Origin of the sequence: Parafrankia irregularis (assembly GCF_001536285.1) — a bacterium.
Classification (GTDB): domain Bacteria; phylum Actinomycetota; class Actinomycetes; order Frankiales; family Frankiaceae; genus Parafrankia; species Parafrankia irregularis.
The window spans coordinates 25,284-48,517 of sequence record NZ_FAOZ01000010.1; the positions used below are offsets into that span (position 1 = coordinate 25,284).

Annotated in this window: 18 protein-coding genes; 6 read left to right on the forward strand and 12 right to left on the reverse strand. The window is 71.2% G+C overall.

All coding sequences use genetic code 11. The annotated features are described in order from the left end of the window. Positions 1–165: 165 nt before the first annotated feature. The 3 genes from AWX74_RS17545 to AWX74_RS17555 all read left to right on the forward strand — a co-directional run bounded on the left by AWX74_RS17545 (position 166) and on the right by AWX74_RS17555 (position 3,811). Entirely contained in the window at positions 166–1,404 is a 1,239-nt protein-coding gene (locus tag AWX74_RS17545) for an FAD-dependent monooxygenase (protein WP_091277977.1), read from the forward strand. After that, entirely contained in the window at positions 1,405–2,280 is an 876-nt protein-coding gene (locus tag AWX74_RS17550; RefSeq protein WP_091277978.1) for an aminotransferase class IV, read from the forward strand. It begins immediately after the preceding gene. A gap of 379 nt (positions 2,281–2,659) precedes the next feature. Beyond that, positions 2,660–3,811: a 4-hydroxybenzoate 3-monooxygenase gene (locus AWX74_RS17555; RefSeq protein ID WP_278184638.1), complete on the forward strand. Its 1,152-nt coding sequence runs from the start codon at positions 2,660–2,662 to the stop codon at positions 3,809–3,811. 55 nt (positions 3,812–3,866) lie between these two features. Here AWX74_RS17555 and pdxR read toward each other — a convergent pair whose 3' ends face one another. Then, complete coding sequence (gene pdxR, locus AWX74_RS17560; RefSeq protein ID WP_165615669.1) at positions 3,867–5,273, reverse strand: MocR-like pyridoxine biosynthesis transcription factor PdxR; 1,407 nt, start codon at positions 5,271–5,273, stop codon at positions 3,867–3,869. Between the two features lie 165 nt (positions 5,274–5,438). Between pdxR and AWX74_RS17565 the strand changes: the two genes are divergently transcribed. Further along, positions 5,439–6,710, forward strand: a complete 1,272-nt coding sequence (locus AWX74_RS17565; protein WP_226933083.1) for an MFS transporter — start codon at positions 5,439–5,441, stop codon at positions 6,708–6,710. Positions 6,711–6,741: 31 nt separating this feature from the next. Then, a complete protein-coding gene (locus tag AWX74_RS17570; RefSeq protein WP_165615671.1) occupies positions 6,742–7,614 on the forward strand; it encodes an NAD-dependent epimerase/dehydratase family protein in 873 nt (290 codons plus the stop codon). A 109-nt stretch (positions 7,615–7,723) separates the two neighbouring features. Here AWX74_RS17570 and AWX74_RS17575 read toward each other — a convergent pair whose 3' ends face one another. From AWX74_RS17575 to AWX74_RS17625, 11 genes are all read right to left on the reverse strand, one after another. Next, on the reverse strand, positions 7,724–9,529 hold the full coding sequence (locus tag AWX74_RS17575) for a GGDEF domain-containing protein (RefSeq protein WP_091277988.1): 1,806 nt from the start codon (positions 9,527–9,529) through the stop codon (positions 7,724–7,726). 103 nt (positions 9,530–9,632) lie between these two features. Further along, complete coding sequence (locus AWX74_RS17580; protein ID WP_091277990.1) at positions 9,633–12,578, reverse strand: ABC transporter substrate-binding protein; 2,946 nt, start codon at positions 12,576–12,578, stop codon at positions 9,633–9,635. Positions 12,579–12,584: 6 nt separating this feature from the next. Then, the gene (locus tag AWX74_RS17585) at positions 12,585–13,190 is read right to left on the reverse strand and encodes a TetR/AcrR family transcriptional regulator (protein ID WP_091278206.1); all 606 of its coding nucleotides are present in this window, start codon (positions 13,188–13,190) and stop codon (positions 12,585–12,587) included. A 92-nt stretch (positions 13,191–13,282) separates the two neighbouring features. Next, positions 13,283–13,717: a nitroreductase family deazaflavin-dependent oxidoreductase gene (locus tag AWX74_RS17590; protein WP_091277992.1), complete on the reverse strand. Its 435-nt coding sequence runs from the start codon at positions 13,715–13,717 to the stop codon at positions 13,283–13,285. Beyond that, positions 13,717–14,964 (reverse strand): cytochrome P450, encoded by a 1,248-nt coding sequence (locus AWX74_RS17595; protein WP_091278208.1) that lies wholly within the window; start codon positions 14,962–14,964, stop codon positions 13,717–13,719. Before AWX74_RS17595 ends, AWX74_RS17590 begins: the two co-directional genes overlap by 1 nt. 23 nt (positions 14,965–14,987) lie before the next feature. Next, complete coding sequence (locus AWX74_RS17600; protein WP_091277994.1) at positions 14,988–15,782, reverse strand: SDR family NAD(P)-dependent oxidoreductase; 795 nt, start codon at positions 15,780–15,782, stop codon at positions 14,988–14,990. A 32-nt stretch (positions 15,783–15,814) separates the two neighbouring features. Further along, a complete protein-coding gene (locus AWX74_RS17605) occupies positions 15,815–17,023 on the reverse strand; it encodes an amidohydrolase family protein (RefSeq protein WP_091277996.1) in 1,209 nt (402 codons plus the stop codon). Beyond that, positions 17,020–18,492 (reverse strand): aldehyde dehydrogenase family protein, encoded by a 1,473-nt coding sequence (locus tag AWX74_RS17610; RefSeq protein ID WP_091277998.1) that lies wholly within the window; start codon positions 18,490–18,492, stop codon positions 17,020–17,022. The genes AWX74_RS17605 and AWX74_RS17610 overlap by 4 nt, the downstream gene beginning before the upstream one ends. Positions 18,493–18,500: 8 nt before the next feature. Continuing rightward, positions 18,501–19,742: a thiolase family protein gene (locus tag AWX74_RS17615; protein WP_091278000.1), complete on the reverse strand. Its 1,242-nt coding sequence runs from the start codon at positions 19,740–19,742 to the stop codon at positions 18,501–18,503. Further along, positions 19,739–20,272: a Zn-ribbon domain-containing OB-fold protein gene (locus AWX74_RS17620; RefSeq protein ID WP_091278001.1), complete on the reverse strand. Its 534-nt coding sequence runs from the start codon at positions 20,270–20,272 to the stop codon at positions 19,739–19,741. Before AWX74_RS17620 ends, AWX74_RS17615 begins: the two co-directional genes overlap by 4 nt. Next, the gene (locus AWX74_RS17625) at positions 20,269–21,498 is read right to left on the reverse strand and encodes a CaiB/BaiF CoA transferase family protein (protein ID WP_091278003.1); all 1,230 of its coding nucleotides are present in this window, start codon (positions 21,496–21,498) and stop codon (positions 20,269–20,271) included. The genes AWX74_RS17620 and AWX74_RS17625 overlap by 4 nt, the downstream gene beginning before the upstream one ends. A gap of 266 nt (positions 21,499–21,764) precedes the next feature. Here AWX74_RS17625 and AWX74_RS17630 point away from each other — a divergent pair, with 266 nt between their 5' ends. Continuing rightward, positions 21,765–23,210, forward strand: a complete 1,446-nt coding sequence (locus AWX74_RS17630) for an ABC transporter substrate-binding protein (protein WP_091278005.1) — start codon at positions 21,765–21,767, stop codon at positions 23,208–23,210. Positions 23,211–23,234 lie beyond the last annotated feature (24 nt).

Here is a 23,234-nt window from a genome sequence, read left to right on the forward strand (position 1 = left end):
GCTGATGCCCTGCTGGGGGCACCTGTTCTTCCATTTCTGCCGGACCGGCCGGTGCGACGCCCGCTTTCACCCGGCGGTTGACATGCTCCGGACTCGCTCTCGTAATGTCATGGCGCCGCTCTGAGGACTTCGGGCGGGCTGCGACATTCCGCGGAGAGGAAGATCATGACGACCCCTGCCCGGAAGAAGGAGCAGTACCCGGTGCTCGTCGTCGGTGCTGGGCCGGTTGGCCTGGCGACCGCCCTGGCTTTACGTTCGTTTGGTGCTCCGGTGATCCTGCTCGAAGCTCGGGAGGCGGACGCCACCCGGCCGGGCAGCCGCGCGCTGTATGTGCACGGTGAATCGCTGCGGTTGCTTGGCCTGGCCGACCCCCGCCTCGCAGCCGACCTCAGCGAGCACGGGATCCTCTGGACCGCGCGGCGCACGCTGTTCCGGGGCCGGGAGGTATATGCCAAGCAGTACCCGCGGCCTCGAGCCGGTCGTCCTGTCCCCTACACCAGCCTTCGCCAGGTGGACACCGAGGGCTTTCTGCGCGCGGCGTGCGCACGGGCTGGCGTCGACATCCGGTGGGGCTCGCCCGTGATCCGGCTCGACGCCGCCGACGACGAGGTCACGGTCGAGGTCGAGAGTGGCCGGTCCTTCACCACCCGCTATCTCATCGGTGCGGACGGCCCCCGCTCCACGATCAGGCGGCTCGCCGGCATCGGCATGCAGGGCGAGAGATCCGAGGGCTTCCATGTCACGGTGGACATCGCGGACACCGGGCCCGACGCGTTGCCACCCGAGCGGACCTTCCACTACGAGCATCCCGGGACCGATGGCCGGCATCTGATGCACGTGCCGTTCCCGAACGGCTTCCAGCTCGATCTGCAGTGCCGTGGTTCCGACCGGGCCGAGGACTTCGACTCACCGGAGGCGCTCGCGCGCTGGCTACCGAAGGTGGTCGACGGCAGATATCTCGAGTCGGTGCTGTGGACGGCGACCTACCGGTTCCAGCGGGTCGTGGCCGACTCGTTCGTCGACCCACATGGCCGGATCCTGCTCGTGGGCGAGGCGGCCCACCTGTTCCCACCGCTCGGCGCACGCGGCATGAACAGCGGTTTCGCGGACGGAGACGAGGCGGCGCGGGCCGTCGTCCTGGCCCTCGCCGCGAGGTCAGCCGGCCAGGCGGACGAGGCGGTGCGCCGGTTCGCGACGACCAGGCGGGCCGCCGCGCTGCGCAACAGCCAGGCCGCCGGCACCGCGCTCGTCCACCTGCAGGCGACCCGGCCGATCCTGCGGACCCGGCAGCGGACCGCCGCGGCACTGGCGCCATGGATACCGTCCTGTGGCACATGGCTGGAACGGGCGGTGTACGGTCCACGCCGTCCGGCCACCGACACCGCGCTGGCAGGCAGGTACTGAGTGTCCAGCGACCCGGGCCATGCCCCACCGTGGACGCACGGCGCGTCCGAGGCCGGCCCTCGCGCCGGCCGGCCGGCCACGACGACACCGGAGGGCCTGTACCTGTGGTCGGCCTCCGGCCTGCGCCGAAGCACCGAGGAGGCTGGCGCCAAGCTGCTCGCCGCGGACTCCTGGCTGGTCTCGGAGGGGCGAGCCCGAACCCTGGACCGCCACAGGGAAAGGTTCCTCGCGGCCTGCCGGGCCAGTCGCCGGGGCACCGCCGAGGCGGACGAGGACATCGCCTTCTTCTGGACCGCCGCCATCACGCAGATCCCCCGCGGGGGCAGTTGGTTCCCGCGGATCGAACTGGTGGACCTGGCAGGACACCGGCGGCTGCAGGTCCGTATCCGCCCGGCACCGCCGCTCGGCACCGGGGTGCGGGTATGGGGTGCGCCCGTCCCTGACCCGCGCACCCGGCCGCGGGTCAAGGGCCCGGACCTCGACCGGCTGGCAGACCTCCGGCGAACGGCCGGCGTCCACGGGGCGGACGAGGTTGCGCTGACCACCAGGAGCGGCCTGATCGTCGAGGCGACCACCAGCAGTATCTGCTGGTGGGAGGACGACGCTCTCTGCGTTCCCGACCTCCGCTTTCGCGTGTTGCCGGGGATAACCATCGGCCTGGTCCTCGAAAGAGCCCGCCGGATCGGCCTCGAGATCCGGCCGAGCCGCCGGCGCGTCGAGGAGCTCGCCGGCCGGGAGGTGTGGCTGCTCAATGCGCTGCACGGAATCCGGCCAGTGACCTCCTGGGTCGGCACCACGCTCGAGGCCGGACCCGCCGTCAGAAGCGAGCAATGGCAGCGATGGCTTACCAGCCTGGTACAGGCCCTGCCAACGTAGCCGGGTGCAGGACGCATGCGGTGACCCGACACGGAAAGGAGATGCAAGGCCGGCGGATGGTCCAAAGAGCAGTGCCGCGGATGGTCCATCAAGATAGACCATCCGAAAAAGCGGGTGTAGTGTGACCATCACCAGGAGGTGATAATCTCGATCCTGCCAGCTCTACGCCCGGCAACCCAGCACCACCCAGGCGTGGAAGTCAAGGAAAATCGCAGGCAACAGCCATCTTCTTTCTCTCGCCGGCCCCATTCACGGCATATTTTTTCTCCTCCGGATTCGGCTGGCGCTGTGCGGCCGATCGGCACCGTCCTGCCAACGGCCCACGTTTCAGGAGACTCCGATTCCCGATCACCCTGAGAAGCGAACCGTCAAGGTCTGCATTATTGGCGCCGGTCCTGCCGGGCTACTTCTTGCTCGCCTTCTTGAACAGTGCGGCATTGCCTCCGTGGTTCTGGAGCGGCGCAGCCGGGAACACGTTGAGAAGCGTGTGCGGGCCGGCCTTCTCGAATGGTCCACCGTCGAGGCCTTCCGAGCGGCCGGTGTGGCGCACCGCCTGGACCGCCACGGCATGGTGCATGACGGAATGGAGCTTCGCCATGATGGCGCGGCCTTCCGCCTCGCCTTCTCCGAGCTCACCGGCGTCCCGATGGTCGTCTACGGCCAGCAGGAGATCGTCAAGGATCTGATCGGAGCCCGGCTGGAGTCCCAGGGCGAGATCCACTTCGGTGTCACCGATGTGCGGATCTGCCAGGTGGGCGTCGACGGCTCCCTGGTCCAGTGCACCCTGGACGGAATCCCGGTCGAGATCTCCTGTGAGTTCCTTGCCGGCTGCGACGGCCATCACGGGGTGTCCCGGGCGGCGATCCCCGCACAGCGGCGCAGCTCACACCAGTGGGCCTACCCTTTCGCCTGGCTCGGTGTCCTCGCCAAGGCCCCGCCGCTCTCCCCGGAACTGATCTATGCCGTGACCGACCGGGGCTTCGCCCTGCAGAGCATGCGCTCGCCGGACGTGAGCCGCCTCTACCTCCAGGTACCGCCGAACGAGCCGATCCACCTGCGCAGCGACGAGGAGATCTGGCACGAGCTGGATCTACGCCTTACCGGCGGAACGGGCAAGCTGCCGACCGGGACCATCACGGAACGGGTGCTGGTCGGGCTGCGCGCCCATGTGGAGGAGCACATGCAGTACCGGACTCTGTTCCTCCTGGGCGACGCCGCGCACATCGTGCCGCCGAGCGCCGCGAAGGGGCTGAACATGGCCGTCGCGGATGCCCGCCTGCTCGCCGAGGGACTGGACCACTGGTATCGCTCAGGGCGCCGCGACCTGCTCGACGGCTACCAGAGCCACTCACTGCGGCGTGCGTGGCATGGGCAGGAGTTCTCCGAGTTCATGACTTCGCTGCTGCACGTCTCGCCCGGAGAGAGCGCGGCCCAGCGCCGGATGAGGCGGGCTCGGCTCGATCTCCTGCGCCGGTCGAGCACGGCCGCGACTGCTTTCGCCGAACAGTACGTCGGGCTTTCCCGGCCGTAGGGCTTGGCCGGCCGTAGGGAAAGCGCCGCCGCTGTACCGCTCGGGCCACCGGGGGCTATCCGGGAACAAGGTCCACGAACTCCGCGATTCCACGCGTGAAGGAATGACTGGGTGGCCGGCCGTAGGCGAGTACAACGGCGTCGTCCGCCTGCTCGCCGGCGATCCGGTAGCTGTCCAGATTGCCGATACCGAGGCCGCGCCGGGCCGCGGACCGCTGCAGCCATCCGGCCTGCACGCCGGCCGGAAGCTCGATAACCGCATGCAGGCCGGCGGCAATTCCGCGAACCGTCGCCCCGGGCACCCGCTCCGCCACCATACCGACCATGTGGTCGCGCCGTTGCCGGTAGGCGACTCGCCGTTTACGCAGGTGCGTCGCGAACGCACCGGATCGCAGCATCGATGCGAGCACTTTCTGGTCGAAGCTTCCGGAGGCGGCATCACTGAGATACTTCGCCTCGCACACCGGGGAGATGAGATGGGGTGGGAGCACCAGCCAGCCGAGCCGGATTCCGGGTGCCAGCGTCTTGCTCACGCTGCCGATATACGCGACCCGGTCGGGGTCCTCGCCCTGCATCGCGCCCAGCGGCCCGCCGTCGTAGAGGAACTCCCCGTCGTAGTCGTCTTCTATGATCAGGCCGTTGGTCCGCCGCGCCCAGGCGAACGCCTCCGCCCGGCGGTCCGGATGCAGTCTCACTCCCAGCGGGAACTGATGGGACGGAGTGAGCACGACCGCCTGCGCCGAGGATGTCCACAGCCGCCGGGTGTCCGCACCCAGTGCGTCCACCGGCAGCGACACCACGTTCAGGCTCGCGCCGGCCACGCGATGATGATCGGCCAGTCCGGGGTCCTCCAGGGCCACCGTCCGGGTGCCCGCATCACGCAGAACCCTGCATATCAGGTCAAGCCCCTGCCGAAATCCGGCACAGATGACGATGTTCTCGGTGTCGACGGCGAGATTTCTCGACCGCCGGAGGTGATCAGCAACCGCACTGCGCAGCTCCGGGACGCCCTGTGGGTCCTGATATCCGAGGAAGGACGCCGGTGAGGTGCGGAGAATCTCGCGCAGCGCATTCTGCCACTCGCTCCGCGGGAAGGAGGTCAGATCGGGCTCTCCCGGACGGAAGTCCCAGCGAAGGGCACTCGCTTCCTTTTCCGACCGCGGACCGATGTTTTTCGGCTCCGCTCCGCCGGTGGCGAGGTCCGCGACCCGTGATCCACCGCCCCGGCTGCTCACCAGGAATCCCTCGCTCACCAGCTGCGTATACGCCGTGCTGATCGTTCCACGGGAGACACCGAGCTCCGCGGCGAGGATGCGACTCGACGGCAGGCGCGCGCCGGGGCGGAGACGACCGGCCCGGATGGCGTCACGAAGGCCGGCCTCCAACGCGGCTCTGCGACCAAGCTTCGGGTCGAGATCGACCAGGAAGCTGTACGGACCGGGTTTGACCCAGGAAATGGTCACGAGTTTGGACCTTAGCATGAGGCTGGACACCGATATGGTTTCGTCGTGGAGAATAAGGATGGAGACGAGTGCCAGGCGTCACATCGGGCACCTCCGCTGGCCGGTATCGAGCCGACAGGCGGTATAGAGCCGCTGGCAGTGCCCATGGCCATGGGCAACATGGCCATGGGCAACGGGGATACCACTTCGGCTCGCCGCCCCTCGGCCCGATGGTCCCTCTCCGACCATCGCATCCTTGTTCTCGCGATCACCGCCGGAGCGGTCGCGGCAAATCTTTACTATGGTCAAACTCTTCTGGTCGACATGGCGCAGGGACTCGACGTCGGCGAGTCCACCATCGGTGCGATCGTGGCATCCACCCAGCTGAGCTATGCGGTCGGTCTGGTGCTGCTGGTTCCGTTGGGGGATGTCGCCGACCGGCGGCGGCTGGTTTCGATCCTGCTCGCCGCGACAATGGTCGTCCTCGCCGGCGTTGCCACCGCCCCCAACGCGGCCGTGCTGCTCGTCGCCAGCATCATGCTCGGGCTGGTGAACGTCACACCGCAGATCGCGCTCCCGCTGGCGGTCCACCTGAGCAGGCCAGCCGACCGCGGGCGCGTCGCAGGCCAGATCATGACCGGACTGCTCACCGGAATCCTGCTCTCCAGAACGGTCGCCGGAATCATCGGCGGGCAGTTCGGCTGGCGCACGATGTACGGGTGCGCGGCGGTCTGGACCGCGGTTCTTCTGGTCGCCTGTCGCCGCGCTCTGCCCATATCACCAAAGACCACTGACTGGGCCTACCGGGACCTGGTCGCGAACACGTTCCTCCTCGCGGTTCGGACGCGTGGCCTTCGGCGTCCGATGCTCTACGGATTCCTGGCCTTCGCGGTCCTCACCGGCTTCTGGACCACACTTCCCGCCCGGCTGTCCGGCGCTCCGTTCGAACGCGGGCCCACGACGGTGGGGCTTATCGCGCTGATCGGGGTCGGCGGTGCCCTGGTAGCGCCACGAGCCGGCCGTATCGCGGATATGGGCCGCGGGCGCCTGGTGACCCTCTGCGGGCTCCTGATGATCGCGTCATCCTTCTGTGTTCTCGCCGCCGGCCGCTCGAGCCTGGTGGTACTGGCTCTCGGGGTCGTTCTGCTCGACGTCGGTTACAGCGCGGCCAACAGCGCCAACCAGCAGCGAATATTCGCCAGTGCCGGAGAGACCGCCGCCCGTCTCAACACCATCTACGTCGTGACGCTCTTCGCCGGCGGCACGCTCGGTACCAATGCGGCTCTCGCGATCTGGCAGCAATGGGGCTGGACCGGGGTGTGCCTGTTCGGCGGGCTGCTGGCCTCCGCCGGCGCCGCGGCGGCAACGACCGATTTCGATTTTCGTGGCCGACGTGTCCGGGGCGACGGGCCGACTCCGTCCGAGATGCCGACGCGACGTGAACAGTCCGTCAACTGACAAGAACTGACAAGAAATGGGTGATAGCACGATGCGTGTTTTTGTGGTCGGTGCCACCGGTGCCGCGGGCAGGCCGCTGGTGGACGCTCTCCTGGCGGCGGGCCACGAGATCACAGCGATGTCTCCGGGCCCACGACTGGACCAGCTTCCTCCCGCCGTGGGACGGCTGCGCGCGGGACTGCTGGACACGGATCTGGAAGACGTTCTGCCGTCTCGGCTCGCAGGTCATGACGCGGTCGTCAACCTCGCCACGGCGGTGCCAGCGGATGATGACGACCCACGGGGGTGGGATCTCGACTCGAGCATCCGCGAGACGGGTTCCCCGCGGTTGGCCAGGCTGGTCGCCCAGGTCGGCGTCCCGGTGCTGGTCCAGCTCAGCATCAGCATGATCTACCCGGTGCGCGGCGCCGAATGGATCGATGAGTCGGTCCCCATCGACTCCGACCCCGAACGGGCCGCTCTCGTGGGTCCGACCGCGGCGATGGAGGAAGCCGTCATCGAACTTCCCCGGACATGCTCCTGGACGATTCTGCGGGCCGCGCGTTTCGTCGGGCCGGCAACCATTCAGGATCGGCAGCGAGAGCTGCTGCGGGCGGGAAAACTCCCGATTCCCGGGGATGGCAGCACTTTCGTCTCCCATGTACACGTCGCGGATGTCGCGGACGCCGTGCTCGCGGTGCTCGACCGACGGCCGTCGGGCGAAATCCTCAACCTCGCCGCCGAGCCGATGACCTACGAGTCGTATCTGACCCGGCTCGCCCGGATCGACGGCGCCCCGCAACCAGCCGTCGACGCTGACCTCGAACCGGATCTGGACAACCAGCGGATCGACAGCGGCCGGGCACAGCGCCTTCTCGGCTGGACCGCACGGCGGGGGAACTGGCCGGAGGCGATCGCGGGCTGACCCGCGCGGCTGGGGCGTGCCGGGCTCAGCCGGGCCTGACGCCGAGGCTGGCGACGTCGTAGGCGGCGTTGCGGCCGGTCAGCACATCGCACGCAGCGAGCCGATGCGGTCAGGCATGGCCGTCCTCCGCCAGTTCTGGCCGGAAGACGGTCACCTGACCCCCGCCCGTGGCCTTCGCGTGGTACATGGCGAGATCGGCCCGGTGGAGGAGGGCCTCCGCCGAAACCGTCCCCGCATCCTCCTCCACCGTGACCAGACCGACGCTGGCGTCGACGCGGCACGGGCAGCTCCGCAGTTGGATCGGAGCGCGCACCGCGCGGGTCAGACGGCGCCCGACCGCCTCCGGATCCCGCGAGTCCGATTCGAGCAGGATCGCGAACTCATCCCCGCCGAGCCGGGCAACCGAGTCGTCCGGCCTGACCTGCCCGGCCAGCCGCGCGGCGACGACGCACAGCAGTTCGTCGCCGGCCGCGTGCCCGAACCTGTCGTTGACACCTTTGAATCCATCCAGATCGCAGAAGAGGAGCGAGACCCGGTGCGGCCGGAGGCGGCGGTCGGCCAGCGCGCGATTGAGGCGGGCGACGAAGAGCGCGCGGTTCGCGAGCCCGGTCAGCGGGTCATGGAACGCGAGGTGGTGCAGCTCGTGCTGCTTCCCCTCGAGCTGGGTCAGCAGGTGTGCGTTGTCAGCCATCGTGGTCATCTGGCGGAGCACGGCGAGCAGGAGCAGGCCCAGCAGCCCCCACAGGGTCAGATCACGATCGAGGCTTCCGCTCACGGGCTGGAGATGGAAGACGGCGAACGCGCCGCCGACCAGCAGCGGGATGTACGGCAGCACCCCGTGCCACCAGCGGTGACGTGCCGGCGAACGCGCGGCCGCCGTCCCGTCGGCCGAACCTGCCCCCACGGCCGCGCGGCCGTCCACCCGGACGGCGGCGGCGGTCTCGACGGCGGCGGTCTCCCAGCGGTCTGGCGGCAGGCGCCCGGTGGCCGGCACAGGCCCGCCGGGGCGGAGCAGGGCAGCGAGCGCGAGAAGCAGACCACTGCCCCCGAAGCCGAGATCCAGCACCCGCGGGACGTCGGCAAGCCCACGGACACCGGCATACATGTGCGACATGACGGACAGACAGAAGAGCATGATCCCGGATCCGACCAGCACCAGGCCGAGCGGCGACCGCGGCCTGCGGAACGCCGCGGTCAGGATGACCAGGACGATGAGCAGGGTCGCGACAGCCGCGACGGCCAGGGTCCCGGGCAGGCCCGGCGACACGGGCGAGTCCAGCGCCCGGTTCAGGATCAGCACCCAGCAGAGCAACGCCACCGCACCGACGACGATCAGGCCATCCAGAACAGTGATCACGTGCAGCCGCCGGTTCGCCCCGTCGACCCGAGCGCGGGTCGCGTGGTCGTAGGGCTCGGACGGAAAGCACAGCAGGGCCGCCAGGCCGCACACCGTCGGCGTCAGGGCGAGCAGTGCCAGCGGGGTCATACTGGGCAACGCGGGACCGCCGTTGATGACGTCCCGCGCGATCGCCCCTCCCGCCAGCGCGTTCGCCATGATCATCGCGGCGATGAGTAATCGCCAGGCTCGTTCCGCCCCGTGGTTGCGCAGACCAGCCCACACGCAGGTTCCCACCGCCACCGCCGAGAAGATCGGGCTCGTGAGGCGCGCGAACGCGAGCTCGGTGCGGCCCTCCAGGACCAGCAGCGGGAGCGCGGAACCAAGCAGGAGCAGCAGGATCACGCCGGCGGCCCGGCGGAACGGACGGTCGGTCTGATCCCACAGGCGGATCACCCATCCCGTGCGGTGCGGTCGCGCCGACGGAGCCCGCCCGGCGCCCCGGGCAGCCGTGGGAACGACGGACTCGTCCAGGCCGCCGGGAGACTCCTCGGTCCGCTCCGGGACGTGGCCCCGCATGGCCCCACCACCGCCCATGCCGCTGAGATTGCGTCGAACCGAGCGTGTCAACACACGCGGGACATCGCAACTACAGGCCGGCGACCACAGCCCGCTGCCGTCGTCAGCCGGGCCTGACGCCGAGGTTCGCGACGTCGTACGAGGCGTTGAACCCAAGATTCAGATAGACGTTCGTCAGCCGCTCGCTGAAGAGGACCTGGGCGCGGCGGTGGACCAGCGGCACGAGGGCCGCGGTCTGCTGCACCAGCTGGTCCACCCTGGCCCAGCTGTCCGCCGCCGCCTCGGGATGCTCGGGATCGCTCCTCGCCGCCGCGACGTCGAGGGCGTCGTTGACCGCCCGGTCGTCGAGCTCCGAGATGTTGAAGTTGCCCTGCTGACGGATCTGCCGGCCGTCGACGATCTGGTGGAAGAAGGCATAGCCGCTCGGCCAGTCCGGGCCCCAGTTGGTCAGCGCGAGCCCGATCCCGGAGGCGCGCACCCGGTCCGGCGCGCCCAGCGTGTCGTAGAAGTCCCCGGTCGCATAGGTCTTCAGCGTCACCTTGATGCCGATCTTTCCCAGGTCGTCCTGGATCGACTCGGCCGCCTTGACGTCAGCGGCGCGGTCAGGCACGGAGAGGGTGGTGGCGAAGCCGTCCGGGTGGCCGCAGGCCGTGAGCTCGTCGCGCGCCCTGTCCAGATCACCGCGCAGGCCGTCGCTCGGGAAGGCGCTGGAGCCGGTGTAGCCGGCGAGGGCCGGCGGCAGCAGGCCCGCGGCCCCGGTGCCCCCGAACGCGTCATAGCCGCGGAGGCTGGACTGCCGCGCCCGGTCGACCGCCCAGGCCACCGCACGCCGGCAGTGTTCGTTGTCGAACGGCCGCTGCGTGGTCACGACGGCCAGGTAGTTCAGGTAGGGCAGCACGGTGACCTCGCTGCGCGCCTTCAGGTCCGGGTGCGCGGCGATCGCAGCGGCGGTCGATGCTCCGACCGAGCCCCCGGAGATGTCGGCGTCGTAGGCACCACTGATCAGATCGGCGTCGATCTCGTCGGTGGGGACGTCGAACGCGACCGTGATCTGGTCAGGCAGAGCCGCCCGGTTCGGGTCGGTGGCCGCCACCCACCTCGGATTGCGCACGAAGCTGATCGACTTGGCCGCCGTGTACGACTCGACCTGGTAGGGCCCACTGGAGACCAGCCGCGTCGCGTCGTAGCCGGAGCCGGCCTCGCTGGTGACAACGTCGGCCCTGGCGGGAATCGGCGCCGTCTGCGGCAGCGTGAGCAGGTAGGGGAAGTCGTCGAACGGCTCACGCAGGTGGAAGACCAGGGTGGTCTCGTCGGGCGTGTCGATCGAGGTGAACTCCGCCAGAGGCTCGTCGCGCGGCCCCGCGAACTCGGCGGGCAGCTGGCGGAGCACCTCGCTGAAGTACCCCGGCGCACCCCGGATGACCAGCGCCTGGTCATAGCCACGGGCGATCGCGTACTTCACGTCCGCCGCCCGGATAACGGAGCCGTCCTGGAACATCAGGCCGGCACGGATCCGGACCTTCCAGGTGACACCGTCGACCCGCTCGGGCATGGCCGCCGCCAGGTCCGGCACCAGCTCGGTGCCGGCCGTCCCGGCCTCGGCCCGGTAGGTGAGCAGCGTTCGGGAGACCAGCCGCTGCATCGACCAGCAGGGGGCCAGGTAGGTCAGGCCCGGATCCCAGGAGTCACAGTCGCCGCCGCTCGCGACCAGCTTCAGGGTTCCGCCGCTTTTCCCCGACGGCTGCCACGGCGAAGGCGCCGCCGTGGCCGTCGCCGCCTCGTCCCCGGCGAGCCGCCGCCCGGAGGAGTCGTCCGGCCAGCTGAACAGCAGTCCGAGCCCTGTACCCACGACGACGATGACCGCGGTCGCCAGCGCGACCGCCCGGCGGCGATCGAGGCGGCCGAGACCGCGCGATCCCCGGTACGGCGGGCCGATCGCGATCCCGGAACCACGTGAACCGGGCACGGCACCCGCCGGCGGGACCGGTGGCGTCCAGGCGGGTACGCCCGGTGGTGGCGGCGGGGTCGGCGCGGTCGACGCAGTCAGCGGCGGCTGGGCAGGCGGCGGCTGGGCAGGCGGCGGCGAAGCCGGCCACTGCGCGGCTGTCGGCGGGAACGCCGTCGGTGGGAGTGCTGGGGGCGGGGCCGCTCGTGCGGCATCGACGACCTCGTCGTCGAGGCGGACGGGGATACCGCAGTCCGCCAGCCAGCCCGGCCCGAAGGTCTGCGCCGCCGCCGCGGCCAGATCGAGCGCGAACGCGCGGGCGGACGGGTGCCGCTGCGCCGGGTCCTTCGCCAGCGCGCGCAGCACGACACCCGCCACCGGTGCCGGGGCCTCGACCAGCGGCGCGGGACGTCCCGCCAGATGCCAGTGCACCAGCGCGCCGGGGGTGGTCACCGGGCCCGACGGCCGGTGCCGCTCGAACAGCTCGTACAGCGTCACGCCGAGCGCGTACAGATCGGTGGCCGGGCCGAGCCCGCCCTCGCCGAACTGCTCCGGCGCCATGTAGGGCAGGGTCCCGACCAGCCCGGACGTCACCGAGGTCGATTCGGTGACGATCTTGGCGATGCCGAAGTCGGCGACCTTCACCAGCGAGCTGCCGGTGAACAGGATGTTCGCCGGTTTGATGTCGCGGTGCAGCACGCCGACCTGGTGCGCGGCACCGAGCGCCTCGGCCACGCACAGGCCGACCGCGCACGCCTGCCGCGGGCTGGTGGCGCGCAGCCGCTGGGAGAGGCTGCCGCCGGTGAGCTGCTCCATCACGATGATCCGCAGGTCGTCGTGTTCGAGGTAGTCGTAGATCGCGACGACGTGCGGGTGGTCGAGCCGCGCGAGCACCCGGGCCTCGGCCGCGAACCTCCGGCGCACCTCGACGTCGGCGTCGCTGTCGGTGCCGCCGTCGACGTCCAGGATCTTGATGGCGACGCTGCGCCCCAGCTGGCGGTGCCGGCCGGACAGCACGACACCGAACCCGCCCTGCCCGAGCGGCCCCCCGATCTCGTAGCCGGGCAGGGCCCGCTCGACGCTTTCGCGACGAGGTGGGCGCATATTGCCTTATTCTGCGCCCTTTCCTGCCAGCGGTGTGGCCGGCGGGGTCACGGCCCCGAAACCGCCGAGGCAGAACGCCCAGACCCGGGCGGCGACCTCGGCGGCGGATTCCTTGCGCGTCGCGAACGCGTAGTGATGGAAGACCGCCCTGACCAGCAGGTTGACCAGCTCACCGGTCTGCGCGGTGTCGATCGGGCCGATGAGGCCGACGGCCTGGGCGGCCTCCAGCTCACCAGCCACGAGATCGGCGAACGGGCGGGTCGCGTGGTCGACCTCGTCCGGGTAGAGCTGGTACAGCCGCCAGTGCTCGGCGGTGATGAACCGCGCACCGCGCTGCGCGCCGTCCTCGCTGCCGAGCGAGTGCAGGGCGGCCTCCATGTACCTCCGCAGGCGGGCGAGCGGGTCCGGCTCGCCGGCCGCGGACTCCTGGTAGTGCACCACCTGCCCGCTGATGACGTCCTCGATGACGGCGAGCATGAGCTGGTCCTTGCCGGGGAAATGCCGGTAGAACGTCTGCATCGCGATACCGGCCTCCTTCACGAGGTCCTGCGTCGTGAAGGAGGAACCCCGGCTGGCGATCAGCCGCTTCGCGGCATCGACGATCACCGTCATCTGCTGCACGCTGCGCGACCGGGACCGCTGGACCAGCGGCGACCGGTCCGCGGCACGATCGGCCCAGGACACCCCTCCGACGGTACCGGGGGTTACGCGGGCGTCAGCACCACCACGGGTATCGGTCTCGCTGTCCTGGCCTGGTAGGCGTCGTAGTTCGGCCAGACCCCGGTCATGATCTTCCACAGTCGAGGCTTCTCCTCGTCGGAGGCCGTCCGCGCGACCACCGACAGATGTTCGGCACGGACCTGGATATTCGCCGCCGCCTGATCGGTGAGGTTCAGATACCACTGCGGGGCGGCGGGCGCGCCGCCTTTCGAGGCCACCACAAGGTAGTCCGCCCCGTCCCGCCCGAAGATCAGCGCGGATGTGCGCGGCTGGCCGGATCGGCGGCCGACGGTGGTGAGCAACAGGGTGGGCACGCCGTTCCACTCGTACCCCACCTCCCCGCCGGTCTCGCGATAGCGCGCCACATGCTCCGCGCCGACGAGAGCCAGATCCGGCGGCCGGTAGCCGGCTTCACTCATCAGGAACCTCCGAAGACGACGGGGATCTCGGTCGCGCCGCGCTCGTACATGCCGATCAGGCGCGGCGGGGCGGCCAGCGGGTCGAGGCGCAGGTTCGGCAGCCGGTCGAGCAGCGCGCCGATACCGACGCTGATCTCGGCCCGGGCGACGTGCATGCCCAGGCAGATATGCGGCCCGCCGCCGAAGCCGAGGGAGCGCTTCATGGGGCGGAAGATGTCGAACTCGTCGGGGTGCTCCCAGCGGGCCGGGTCGCGGTTCGCCGCGCCCAGGCACAGGTGCACCAGGGCACCGCGCGGGATCCGCTGCCCGGCGAGCTCGACGTCCCGGGTGGCGAAACGGGAGAACATCGGGTCGGTGGGCGACCAGCGCAACGACTCCTCCACGGCCGGACGCAGCAGGGAGCGGTCCGCGCGGACGGCGCCGAGAAGTTCCGGCCGGTTCAGCAGGGCGGTCAGGGTGATGCCCATCTGCTTCCAGGTGGTACCGGAGCCGGCGAGCAGCAGCAGGACGGCGAACGTGTAGATCTCGGTGTCGGACAGGCGGTGCCGCGCCCCGTCCTCGTCGGTGATCTCCGCCGCGACCAGGGTGCTGATGAGATCGTCCTGGGGCTGCTCGCGCCGCGCCGCGACGATCGGGGCGAGCGCGCGAATCACCTGCGGCGGGTCGGTGAGCACCTCGCGGATGTGCAGCGCCTCCTCGACGGGCACCCCGAAGCTGCTGGTGATCGTCAGTACCGGGATCGCCGCGCAGAAGTCGACGTTCAGCTCCGCTGAGCCGTTGTCGGCGAACCGGTCGATGAGCGCGTGCACCGTCTCCTCGATCCAGTTCGTGATCCACCAGCCGGCACGGGCCGGGACGAACGACGGTTGGACGAGGGCACGGTACCGGCGGTGCTGGGCGCCGCCCATCGACAGCATGCTGCTGGCGGTGCCGATCCCCCCTCCGGTCGGGTCGACGGCTTCCGGCGACGAGGCGAAGGTCTCGCTGTCGCGGAAGACCCGGTCGCACTCGTCGAACGAGAAGACCGAGAAATGCGGTCGGTCCGGGTAGGGCAGGCCCTGGAACATCGCCGGGCGGGAGTACCCGGTCAGCTCGTGGACGGTGCCCTCGTGCACCGGCCCCCGCTCCCGCAGCTCCCGCCAGACCGGGTTGGGGTCCTCCTCGTAGTCGCCGCCGCTGCGCACGTTGTAGCTGCTGCGCAGGTCGAACAGCGTGCGGATGCGGTCGGGGTCGAGCACCTGGCCCATGTCACTCACCGCGGGCACCTCAGTCACCTCGCCACGTATCCGCCGTCGATCGGGACGAGCACCCCGGTGATGTTGGCGGCCCGGTCGGACACCAGGAAGGCCGCGGCCTCGGCGCAGTCCTCGGCGGTGATCGGACGTCCCAGGGGATGCGTGGCCCCGACCTGGCGAGCAGCGGCGGCCGTGGTCTGGGCGTCGCCGCCGAGACCACCGGCGGCCATGAAGCCGGTGTAGGGCATGCCGGCCGGGCAGATGGCGTTCGCCCGGATCCCGAACGGCGCGCCCTCGATGGCGACGGCCCGCGTGAGCTGGTGCACCCCGCCCTTGGTCGCGCCGTACACCGAGCCGCCCCAGCCGACGAGGCCGGCGACCGAGCCGGTGTTGAGGATGACCCCGCCGCCGCCCTGGCTCTTGAACCGGATCACGGCGTGCCTGCACCCGAGGAAGACCCCGCGCAGGTTGACCGCCACCAGGCGCTCGAAGTCCTCGACCGTGTGGTCCTCCAGCCTGGCCCCGAGCCGCGGGGTCGGGATCCCGGCGTTGTTGAACACGACGTCGAGCGCACCGAACCTCTCCGCAGCGAGGTCAAGGGCGCGGACGACGTCCTCCTCCACGGAGACGTCGCAGCGCACCGGCTCGGCGCGGCCGTCGGCACCGGCCTTCTCGATCTCGCGAACGGTCTCCTCGGCGCCGTCGAGGCTGATGTCGGCGCACACCACGCGGGCACCCTCGGCAGCGAAGCGCAGGGCGGATGCCCGCCCCACCCCCGAGCCCGCGCCGGTGACCACGGCGACCTTCCCGTCGAGCAGCAGGCCCGTCACGACGTCCCTCCGTCCTTGCGCTCAGGTCCCACTCAGACCCCGCTCAGGACGGGCGGGGCCGCCGGGGTGAAGCGGTAGAGCCGCTCGGCGTTGCCCCGCAGGATCTTGTACTGGGTCTCGGCCGGCAGATGGCTGATGATGTTCCTGACCGTCTGGATGCAGTTGGGCCAGGTGGAGTCGGAGTGCGGATAGTCCGTCTCGCACATGATGTTGTCCTCGCCGATCTCGGCGATGCTGGCGATACCGTGGTGGTCCTCGATGAAGCAGCCGAAGACGTGGTCCCGGAACGTCGCCCGGACGTCGAACGTGTCCAGGTCGATGGCGCCGGCGGCGCCGTGGTCGTTCCAGCGCGCGCCCTTCTTCACCCAGTGCCGCTGCTTGTCGAGCACCTGCTCGGCGCGCTCCAGGTAGTACGGCATCCAGCCGATCTCCCCCTCGGACAGCGCGATCTTCAGTTTCGGGTGACGCTGGAACATCCCGGAGAACAGCCAGGACAGCATCGCGCCGGACGTGCGCATGGCACCCCAGGTCAGGTTCGCCATGAACGGCGCGTCCGGGGCGATCTTCGGCACCTGCGACGACGAGCCGACATGCATCGACACGACCATCTCCAGGTCGTTGGCCGCGGCCATCACCGGCTCCCAGTACCCGGACGGGTCATGGATCGTCGGCAGGCCGAGCGGGGCCGGGTTCTCGGAGAACGCGAACGTCGTCGCGCCCTTCGCGGCGCAGCGCTCCAGCTCCTTCACGGCCAGGGCCGGGTCCCACAGCGGGATGAGGACGAGCGGGATGTACCGGCCGGGGGCCGCGCCGCACCATTCCTCGAGCATCCAGTCGTTGTAGGCCTTCAGGCAGACCAGCCCGAACTCCCGGTCGGACGCCTCCATGAACAGCTGGCCGCAGAAGCGGGTGATGGTCGGGAAGCACAGCGAGGCCAGGATGCCGGCCCGGTCCATGTCCTTGATCCGCTCGGCGGCGTCGTAGCAGCCCGGGCGCATCTCGCTGTACCGCAGCGGCTCCGGGGAGAACTCCTCCTTTTCCTTCCCGGCCACCGCGGACAGGCCCGAGCTGGGGAACTTCTTGCCGTCGTACACCCAGAAGTCCATGCCGGTCTCGTCGAACTCCATGTGCGGAGCACGGTCGCGGTCCTTCGCCGGTACGCGGTCAAGCCACAGACCGGGCGGTTCGAGCACGTGGTCGTCGACCGAGATCAGCCAGTCGAGCGAGAGGGTGTCTGTCAAGACTGCTCCTTGATCGCGAGGTGCTTGACCTCCTGGAAGGCGCGGATTCCGTCCGGCCCGCGCTCGCGGCCGAGGCCGCTGTGCTTGTAGCCACCGCTCGGGGCGTAGGCGCTGAACATTCCGCCGACGTTGACGTTGACCGCACCGGTGCGCAGCCGGCGGGCCACGGCGGTCGCCGCGGTCAGGTCGGCGCCGTAGACCTGGCCGGACAGGCCGTAGTCGCTGTCGTTGGCGATGCGCACGGCGTCGTCCAGGTCGCGGTAGCCGAGGATGCTGAGCACCGGCCCGAAGATCTCCTCGCGGGCCGCGGGGTTGGTGTTGTCGGGCAGGTCGAGCACGGTGGGCTCGAAGTAGTAGCCGCGGTCCAGCCCGGCCGGGCGGCCGCCGCCGAAGGCGACCTTGCCTCCGTGCAGCTGGGCGTCGGCGACGAACCGCTCGCAGCGTTCCCTCGCCGCGGCGTTGATGAGCGGCCCCATCCGGGCCGCCGGGTCGCTGGGCGGGCCGACGGTGATGGCCGCGTAGGCCCGCGACACCGCCTCGACGACCTCGTCCTTGCGGTCCGCGGGGACGAGCATGCGGGTCGCGGCGACGCAGGCCTGCCCGGCCGTCGCCGCGACCACCGCCGCGGCGCCCGCCGCGGCCCGGCCGACCGCGTCCGGCAGGTAGATCTGCGCGGACTTGCCGCCGAGCTCCAGGGCGACCCGCTTCACCGTCGGCGCCGCCTGGGCGAGGATGCGCCGGCCGACCGCGGTGGAGCCGGTGAAGGAGACCATGTCGACGGCGGGGTGGCTGGTGAGCAGCTCCGCACCGCCGGCGCCGCCTTCCACCACCACGCTCAGCGCGCCCGCCGGCAGCCCGGCCGCCTGGGCCGCCGCGCCGAACAGCAGCGACGAGACCGGGGTGAGGGGGCTGGGCCGCAGGATCACCGAGTTGCCCGCCATCAGCGCCGGGATCAGCTTCTGGAAGGCCATGATGATCGCGCCGTTGTACGGCGTGATGGCGCTGACGACACCGACCGGCTCGTGCCGGCGGATGCTCAGGACCCCGCCCGCGCGCACCAGTTCGTCGACGGGTACCGGGTTGGTGTCCTCGTGTGGCATCGACAGGTAGAGGTCGATGGTGCCGCGGGCCAGCGCGACCCCGGCGCCGAACTGCGCGCGCTCGGCGAAGGAGACGGGCTGGCCGGCCTCGGCGACCATGGTGGCGATCAGCGCGTCGCGGCGGGCCACCACATGGTCGACCAGGGCGTGCAGCACCTGGGCCCGCTCGGCCGGCGGGACGTCCGCCCACTCCCCCGCGTCGAAGCAGCGCCGAGCCTCGACGACGGCGCGCTCGATCTCGGCCAGCGGCGCGACGGCGACGTCGGTGACGTGCGACTCGTCCGCCGGATTCTCGACGGCGAGCGTCTCGTCACCGTCCACCCAGCTGCCGGCGATGTAGGAGCATCGCTCGGCGATGAGGTCGGGCACTGGCTGTCTCACCTTCTCGGCTCGGCCGTGTAGACGACGGCGCCGCCGTAGTGGGGGGAGGAGTGGCATGCGAGGCCGACGGCCGCGCCGACACGCTGGCGGTCGCCGGCCCGTCCGGAGAGCTGCAGGTAGCACTCGAGCATCTGCGGGATGCCGTGCATCCGGCCGTTGCCGAGCGCGCCGCCGCCGGAGAGCACCGGCAGGGCGTCGGGGCGGTCGCTGTCGATCCGCCCGTCCTGGACGAAGCGGTGCGCCTCGCCGCGCGGGCAGAAGCCGAGGGCCTCCAGCCAGAAGTAGACGAACGGGGAGAACCCGTCGTACAGCTGCGGCAGGTCGACCTCGCCCGGACCGACACCGCTGCTCTCCCACAGCCGCCGGGCGGTCTCGGCACCGACGTCCATGATGTCGTCGAGCGGCCAGTGCAGCGGCAGTCGCCGGGTCGCCGGCAGCCCGCTGGCGTAGCCGGCGACGTACACCGGCCGGTGCGGCAGGTCGGCGGCCCGTTCGGCCGAGGTGAGGACGAACGCCGCCACCCCGTCGACGGGGATGTCGCAGTCATACCGGCAGACCGGGTCGCTGATCATCGGCGCGGCCAGGTACTCGGCCGCGGTCAGCGGGCGCTTGTACCAGTAGGACCAGGGGATGCGGGCGCCGTTCTTCCGCGCCTCGACCAGGACGGCCGCCATCGCCTCGCGCCGCGCCCCGTACCGCTGGAGGTACTCGGTGTAGGGCAGGCCGATCATCGCCAGCGGGCCGAAGAAGCCCTGCGGGGCGGTCCACTGCGCCGGGCCGGCGGCGCGTTCCATGGTGTTGGCGTGGTACTTCCCGGGCGGGTTGTGCAGCGCCCGGTAGACCAGCACGTTGTCGGCGGCGCCGCTCGCGACGGCGTTGACCGCCATCCCGACCATGCCCGGGATCTGCCCGATCCCGTGGAAGCCGGCGACGTACCGCGGCGCGTCGCCGCCCCCGCGCCCGCCCCCGGTCCCGCCGCCGCGGAGCCGCTCGGCCAGCCAGGTCGCCGGCACCGAGCTGACACCGTCCTGGACGTCGTGCGACCCCGCGGTGGGGAACAGCGCGGAGGTGATCACGCCGTCGATGTCCGCGCAGGTGAGCCCGGCGTCGGCTACCGCGGCGCGGGCGGTCTCCAGCGTGATCGCCCCGAGGGGACGTCCGGCGTGGCGCTGGGTGGCGCTCTGCGCGTACCCGACGACGGCGACCTTGCCGCGGGCGGTGAACCCCCGGCCGGTCACGGCTCCTCCCCCGGCCGCGCGGCGGCGGTGAGGGTGAAGGCGGGGATGGCGACCCCCGGTGCCACGTCCTCGAAGCCGACCCGGACCGGGGCGCCGAGACGCAGCGGCGCCACGGTGCTGTCGAGAGCGACCCTGTCGAGAGCGGCACTGCCGAGGGCGGCACTGCCGAGAGCGGTACTGCCGGGAGCGACGCCGTCGAGAGCGGCGGGGCCGTCCAGCAGGCGGCCGATCATGCGCAGCTCGGGCTGCTCGGCGAGCTCGACGTCCACCAGCACGAACGGCACCTCGGCCGCGAACCCCGGCAGGCCCGACTGGCGGATCACCGTCCACGAACGGACCGTGCCGCGGCCGCTGACCGGCTCGAAGGCGTAGTCCGGGTCGGTGCTGCCGCAGTGCGGGCAGGCCTGGTCGGGCGGCAGCGCGAACGACCCGCAGCGGGCGCAGCGGGCGATCGCCAGCACATGGCCGGCCGCCGCGGCCCAGTAGGGCGCGGAGATCTCGTCGGGAACCGGTAAGGGGCGGGCGGTCACGGGATCACTCCCGCCTCGGCGAGCTCACCGATCTGCTCCCAGGTGTAGCCGAGCTCCAGCAGCACCGACTCGGTGTGCTCACCATGCTCGGGGGCCCGGCGCAGCTCGGGCGGGCGCTCGTCGATCTGCACCGGGCCGCTCGGCAGCCGGTAGGACGCGCCGGCGTCCGCGCCCGCCTCCCCGAGACGGACCTCGCCGAGATAGTCGTTGGCGAGCACCTGTGGGTCGGTGAGCAGCTCCTCGACGGCCTGCACCGGCGCCCAGGGCGCGTCGATCCCGGCGAGCAGGTCCTTCCACTCGGCGAAGGTCCGGTCGGCGAAGATCGCCGCGATCGTGGCGACGCAGGCCTCCCGGTTCGCCGCGCGGGCGGCCAGGTCGGCGAAGCGGGGGTCGGTGACGAGGTCGTCCCGGCCGACGAGGCGGCAGAAGTCGGCCCAGTAGCGGTCCGGTTCCAGGAACACGAGCTGGATGTGCCGGCCGTCCTTGGTGCGGTAGGGACCGACGAGCGGATTGCGGTACGCGGCGGCGCCGGACGCGGCTCGCGGCGTCTGGCCGGCGAGGGCGGAGAGCACGTCGGAGGACAGCGTCCACATGGCGGTGGCGAGCAGCGAGACGTCCACGACGGAGCCGCGGCCGGTGCGCTCACGCCGTAACAGCGCCGCGGCGATCCCGAACGCGAGCGCCGTCGCCCCGTTGCGGTCCCCCATGGCGCCCCGCTGGCTGATCGGGACGTCCTGCCCGGGCGGGGTGAGGACGTGGGCGAGCCCGCCCTGCGCCCAGAAGGCGGACGAGTCGTAGCCGGGCCGGTCGGCACCGGGGCCGCGGGCGCCGAAGCCGTGCCCGCGGGCGTAGACGAGCTTCGGGTACCGGGCGGTCAGCGTCTCGGCGTCGAGCCCGAGGCGGCGTAGCGCGCCCGGCCGGAAGTTGGTGAGGAAGACGTCGGCGGTGGCCAGCAGCTGGTCGAGCACACGGCGGCCCGGCTCGGTGCGCAGGTCGAGGGCGAGGGAGCGTTTGCCCCGGTTGGCCAGGGCGATGGAGAGGTTCACCCCGCCGGCGCCGTCGGTGCCGATGCCCTGGGTCGCCAGGCCCCGGTAGGGGTCTCCCTCCGGGCGTTCGACCCGGACGACGTCGGCGCCCCAGTCGGCCAGCAGCGCGCCGGCGACCGGCACGAACACCCACTGGGCCAGTTCGATCACGCGGATACCGCCGAACGCGGGATCGTCCACGCCGGCACCTCCCTCGGCCACTCGACAGGCAAGCAAGCTTGTGGTGCGTGAATGTAGAACGTCACTCTCACATTTGTGAAGACGTTGACTTCTCGAAATGTGCGTGTAAGCATCCACCGCCAAGCCGGCAGATCAGCTCGGCCCGGCCGGCTGACCGAGCGTCCAGGCAGGTCAGCCCACCCGATTTCGAACCGCCACGAGCCGCTGTGGACCGCCCGCGGCGCGGCGGGACCACCCACCCACGACAGACCCGGGGCAGGTTGCACATGCGCAGAAGTGGCAGGACAACCAGGCAGCGCGAACTACCGGCGTTATCCACCTCACCGGTCCCACCCGCCTTACCGGAGCCGACGGCCGCACCGTCGCTCCCTGCTCACCCGGGCCTCTCGGGCCTCTCGGACCTCTCGGACCTCTCGGACCGCCCGGACCGCGCGGTTCGCGGCCGTTCGGCCGCCCGAGCCCGGCTGGCGCTGACGGCGTCCGCGGTCGCCGTGCTGCTGGCGGTGACCGCCTGCGGCGACGACGCGGACGACGGCCAGGGCGCCGCGCCGGGCGCCGCAACGACGAGTGGGGCGAGCACCGCCGACGCGCTCGGGCCGGCGGCGCCGGCCAGCGGTGAGCCGGTGCGGATCGGGCTGGTCACGGGGCGCGGCGCGTCCGGTGACCTCAACATCGAGAAGGACGTCGCCGAAGCGACCGTCAGGTACCTCAACGAGCACCGTTCCGGCATCGCCGGCCGGCCCGTCGAGCTGGTCCTCTGCGAGACGCTGGCCGACCCGGGCAAGGGCGCCGACTGCGGCAACCGGATGGTCGAGGAGAACGTCGCCGCGGTCGTCGTCGGCTCCACACCCGTGCTGGAGAGCGTCTGGCAGCCGATCAACCAGGCCGGGCTGCCCGCGGTCTTCTTCGGCGCGAGCGGCAAGCGCATCCTCGGCGACACCTTGGCCACGTTCGCGCTCACCGATCCGACGTTCCCCGTGTCCGGCGTGCCGATCGCGCTGGCCAAGGAGCACAGGACCACCAAGGTCACGGCCGTCGTGATCGACGTGCCGTCCTCCCGGGCGAGCTACCAGGAGGCCGTGGCCGTCTACAAGGCCGCCGGCATCGACCTGACGATCGTCCCCGTTCCGCTGGGCACCGCCGACATGACGCCGCAGATGCGCAAGCTCGCCGGCGACGACCCGGGCGTCGTGCACATCCACGGCAACGACTCGTTCTGCATCTCGGCGCTGAACGGCCTGCGCGCCGTCGGCTACGACGGCCCGATCTCGATGATCGGCCAGTGCGTCACCGACGCCACCCGCAAGGCGGTGCCCGAAAGCTACCTGGAGGGCGTGTCCGTCGCCGCCAACAGCCCGATCGGCACCGACAACCCGTCGACCCGGCTCTACAAGGCGGTCGTGACCACCTACGGCAAGGACATCGACCCCGGCAAGCCGTCCGGCGTGAACATCTTCACGACCCTGGCCGGGTTCCAGGCGAGCCTCGCGGACCTGACCGGCGACGTCACGCCGACGTCCATCATCACGGCGCTGAAGGCGATGCCGGCGACGGAGCTGCCCGGCGGCGGCGGCCTGAAGATCCGGTGCAACGGCCACGCCGTCGCCGGCTCACCGGCGGTGTGCGGCCGCGGCGGCCTGCTGACCACCCTCGACGACGCGGGCGAGCCGACGGAGTACAAGCTCGTCGGCGCGACGCCGATCGAGGACTGACCCGAACCGGCATCGGGAGTTCCC

Excerpts from the sequence above, each read along its gene's own strand:
- AWX74_RS17580 (WP_091277990.1), bottom strand. The coding sequence starts at position 12,578 with ATGCGCCCACCTCGTCGCGAAAGCGTCGAGCGGGCCCTGCCCGGCTAC.
- AWX74_RS17575 (WP_091277988.1), bottom strand. The coding sequence starts at position 9,529 with ATGCGGGGCCACGTCCCGGAGCGGACCGAGGAGTCTCCCGGCGGCCTG.
- AWX74_RS17595 (WP_091278208.1), bottom strand. The coding sequence starts at position 14,964 with ATGGGCCAGGTGCTCGACCCCGACCGCATCCGCACGCTGTTCGACCTG.
- AWX74_RS17565 (WP_226933083.1), top strand. The coding sequence starts at position 5,439 with ATGGGCAACGGGGATACCACTTCGGCTCGCCGCCCCTCGGCCCGATGG.
- AWX74_RS17545 (WP_091277977.1), top strand. The coding sequence starts at position 166 with ATGACGACCCCTGCCCGGAAGAAGGAGCAGTACCCGGTGCTCGTCGTC.
- AWX74_RS17590 (WP_091277992.1), bottom strand. The coding sequence starts at position 13,717 with ATGAGTGAAGCCGGCTACCGGCCGCCGGATCTGGCTCTCGTCGGCGCG.
- AWX74_RS17585 (WP_091278206.1), bottom strand. The coding sequence starts at position 13,190 with ATGACGGTGATCGTCGATGCCGCGAAGCGGCTGATCGCCAGCCGGGGT.
- AWX74_RS17630 (WP_091278005.1), top strand. The coding sequence starts at position 21,765 with ATGCGCAGAAGTGGCAGGACAACCAGGCAGCGCGAACTACCGGCGTTA.
- AWX74_RS17570 (WP_165615671.1), top strand. The coding sequence starts at position 6,742 with ATGCGTGTTTTTGTGGTCGGTGCCACCGGTGCCGCGGGCAGGCCGCTG.